The organism is Spirosoma flavum, from assembly GCF_042686045.1.
In the GTDB taxonomy this organism is placed as follows: Bacteria; Bacteroidota; Bacteroidia; order Cytophagales; family Spirosomataceae; genus Spirosoma; species Spirosoma flavum.
Genome location: NZ_JBHUOM010000063.1, coordinates 1 through 566, shown reverse-complemented (window position 1 = coordinate 566; position 566 = coordinate 1). Strand labels below are relative to the sequence as shown.

1 protein-coding gene is annotated in these 566 nt (G+C 38.3%); it reads left to right on the top strand.

Going from position 1 to position 566, the window contains the following annotated elements; genetic code table 11:
• Nucleotides 1-133: 133 nt before the first annotated feature.
• The coding region (locus ACFS25_RS31675) for a hypothetical protein (protein ID WP_381509217.1) at nucleotides 134-566 on the top strand (433 nt) is incomplete at its 3' end.

The following is a 566-nucleotide window of genomic DNA, read 5'->3' as shown; positions in this document are numbered from 1 at the left end:
CCCTTTGTAATGTGTGGCCGGATGGGTAGGTTTACATAATCGCACTTATATAACAAATTATGTAGCTCTGAAATATCTCAGCACTATGTGTATAAAAGCTCTGTTCATCTCGCTACTAATATCATATCATGCCATGAAAATGCTATCTGCTTATTTGGTTCTCCTAGTTCTTGGTATTTTAACTTCATTTGGACAAGTCCCTCAGTCTACTTTAGGTACTGACTCCACTTTTCGAAAAGTATTGAAAGAAATTAAATACCCAGATATTCAACCTTTAGCCCAGAAAACAACGGTTGTTTTTGCCAGCTTTAATATTAACCAGCAAGGGAAAATGACCAATATCAAGTACCTAAACGAAAATGAGGGGGATAAGCCATTTACTTCTGAGGTGGGTCTAGTATTATGGCATTTTCCAGTTCAAAAGCCGAGTTATGTCGGCGAGTATATACTGCCGATTATATTCGGAAAGGAAATGACGCAAGACGAGAACCGAAATTCTTCTTCCCAAGAAGTGGTGACAGCTTATACTCAAATGTTTGAACAGACATCTAGATCTCTGCGTCCTT